At 65.3% G+C, this 2,800-nt stretch carries 2 protein-coding genes; both read right to left on the minus strand.

Features of this window, described 5'->3' with window-relative positions:
• Window positions 1–1,601 (minus strand): TonB-dependent receptor (locus tag VFT73_RS09620; protein WP_326410320.1); only part of this gene is annotated, 1,601 nt, incomplete at its 3' end.
• A gap of 146 nt (window positions 1,602–1,747) precedes the next feature.
• A partial coding sequence (locus tag VFT73_RS09625; RefSeq protein ID WP_326410322.1) for an HlyD family type I secretion periplasmic adaptor subunit occupies window positions 1,748–2,800 on the minus strand: 1,053 nt, incomplete at its 5' end.

Genomic DNA, 2,800 nt, shown 5'->3' on the forward strand with positions numbered 1-2,800 from the left:
CGGTCGCGGCTGCGGCCGGCATTCACCAGCGTGACCACGTTGACCCCGTCGATCACGCTATAATCCGAGCTCCACAGCCGGTTCGTCACGCGGTCGTAGAGGATGATCCCCGCATCCACTTTCTTGCGATGGTAGTGCAGGTTGATTTCGTAGGAATCGGTCGACTGGTTCTTCAAATTTGGATTGCCCAGCTTCTTCGTGAGCACGTCCTGCACGATCGCGTAGGGCCGCAGATCGTTGAGCTGCGGACGGTCGATCCTTTTGCTGTAGCTGAGCGTCAGCTTGAGCGTCTTGCCCAGCGGCCGATCGATGTGGAGCGTCGGGAACAGGTCGGTGCGATCGATCCGCACGTCCGGGTGACCGCGGCTGGCGATGCGGCGGCTGTCGCGCTCGACGCGCACGCCCGGCATCAGAGTCCAATCGCCGACCGGCTGCTGGAAGGTCACATAGGCCGCAAGGTTGTCGTCGGTGCCGGTGAATTGGTCCGCGGCATCGCTCCCGAGCACCCCGTCGCCGCCGATGCTCGTGAAACGGTAGCGCTCTTCCATCCTCGTACGATTCCAGGTGCCGCCGACTGACAGGATCTGCCCCTTGCCCATCGGATGCTGCCAGTCGATCTGGCCAGTGGCGTAGAGGAAATGCTTGTCTTTCCCGACCGACAAGGAGCCACCGTCGCTGAACCCGGCCGCGTTCCTCTCCCGCTGCGTCGGGATGGCGAAAAGGCGCAGGCTCGCGCCCAGCGTCTCGCCTTCCTTCGAGCCCTTGTGGTCGAAGGTCAGTTCGGAAAGCAGAAATGACGAGCTGGTGGTGAAGCGCTGCCGCTCCGAGAAGGACTGGAAATCCGGCGTCAGCCCCGTGAACTCGGCATGATTGGTGCTCGTATCGCGTGCCGCAGCGCCCAGGATTCTGGCGGATATGCTGGTCTTCGGGTCCAGCTCGTAGGTAATCTTCGCGTCCGCTTGGCCTTCGATTCCACGCGACGGACCTCCGCCCGTCTCGGTGTTGACGGTCGGCTCTTCGCCGGGCGCGGCTTCGACGCTGCGCAGCTTGCGGTAGGTGGAGCGAGATTGGGTTCCGATCCGTCCTCCCGCTCCGAGCTCGTAGGTCCACTTGCCGTGTCTGGATTTGAGCCTCGAATCGAAGTTGCCACGGCCGAGGCTGGTGACCTCGCTGCTGGCGTTTCCCGAGACGCCATCCTCCTGTTTCTTCCGAAGCACGAAATTGATGATCCCGCCGCTGCCCAGAGGCGAATATTGCGCGGATGGATTGGTGATGATCTCGATGCGCTCGATGTCGCTGCCGTGGAGCGTGCGCAGATATTGAATCGCGTCGCCCTGATACGGCCGCCCGTCGATGTAGATCGCGACGTTCGGCGCGCCGAGCAGCATGATCGTGTCGTCGGGCGTGACGGTGACCGCCGGCACGCCGCGCAGCAGCTGGATGCTGTCCTTCTGCGCAGTGTGCGGGTTTTGCTGCACGCGATAGGTGCGCCGGTCGATCTTCAGCGCCTCATCGGACCGGGTGCCGACGACCTCGATCACGTCGGACTGGTTGGCCGTCCCCGCGGGCGCGACAACTGCCGGCTGATCGGCTGCAAACATCAAGCGCCCCTCCCGACGCCGATCAATAATCAAAGTTGCACCGCGCCACAGTCCAAAAAAGTCGGGGGCGCTCGCGAGCGCGCAGGAGCGCGTCGTCACGGACTTCAGCTACAGGCGAAGAGTGCGCGGCGCTTACGCCGCCCGGCTCAGTCCTCGTGCCCGGACTTCCACAGCGCGCCGGTCAGCGGCTCGAGCAGATATTGCAGCGCGGTCCGCTTGCGCACCGTCAGCATGCTCTCGACCGGAAGGCCGGGCCTGAGGTCGCCGTTGCCGAGCACCGCCTGGACCTGCTTCAGCTCGCTCTCCGGCACCTCGATCTCGGCGCGGAAGAAGGAGCGGCCGGTCTTCTCGTCGGTCAGGCTGTCGGCGGAGACGGTCCGCACCACGCCCGTGAACAGCGGCAGCGATCGGTCGTGGACCGCGGTGAACCGCACCTGCGCCTTCTGGCCGATGAACACGTCATCGGCGTCATTGGGCGAAATTTGCGCCTGGATGATCAGCTGCTTGCCGTCGGGAACGATGTCCATCAGCTTCTCGCCCGGCGCCACCACACCGCCGACCGTGAAGACGCTGAGGCCGACGACCTGCCCCGTCACCGGCGCGCGGACCGTCGCCTGCTCGAGCTGCTGGCGAGTCGCGACCAGCTTCGGCAGCACCTCCGAGAGCTTGCTCTGCGTGTCCTTCAAATCGGATTCGATCTGCTGGAGCCGGTCGCTGCTCACGCTCAGCGATTGCATGCGGGTCTCGCCCCTGCCCTCGCCCGCGCGCGCATATTCGGCTTCCATCGCCGCCTGTTGGCCTCTCAGCTCGGCCTCCTGGCGCTCGAGGTCGCGCACTCGGTTCATCGAAGCGAAGCCCTTGGCCGCGATCTCCTTCAGCCCTTTGAGCTGCTCGTTGATCAGCCTCTGCTGCTCGATGATCGTCTGCCGCTGCCGCGCATAGCCGGACTGCTGCTGGTAAAGCTGCTGGCCGCGTTCGCTGAGTACCGACTGCTGCGCCGAAAGCGCCTGCGCGCGCGCGCGCATCTCGGACCGCTGCATGTCCAGAACCTGCGCTGCAATTGCCTGGTCCTCGGGCTTCAGCGACGCGAATTCGGGGGGCGGCGCGAAGTCCGTCTGCCCGGCGCGTTCGGCCATCAGCCGCGCGCGTTGCGCGAGCGCGAGGAGGTAATCGCTGGTCAGCGCACGCTCCGCGGCGCG

Origin of the sequence: Sphingomonas sp. (assembly GCF_035758555.1) — a bacterium.
Classification (GTDB): domain Bacteria; phylum Pseudomonadota; class Alphaproteobacteria; order Sphingomonadales; family Sphingomonadaceae; genus Sphingomonas_B.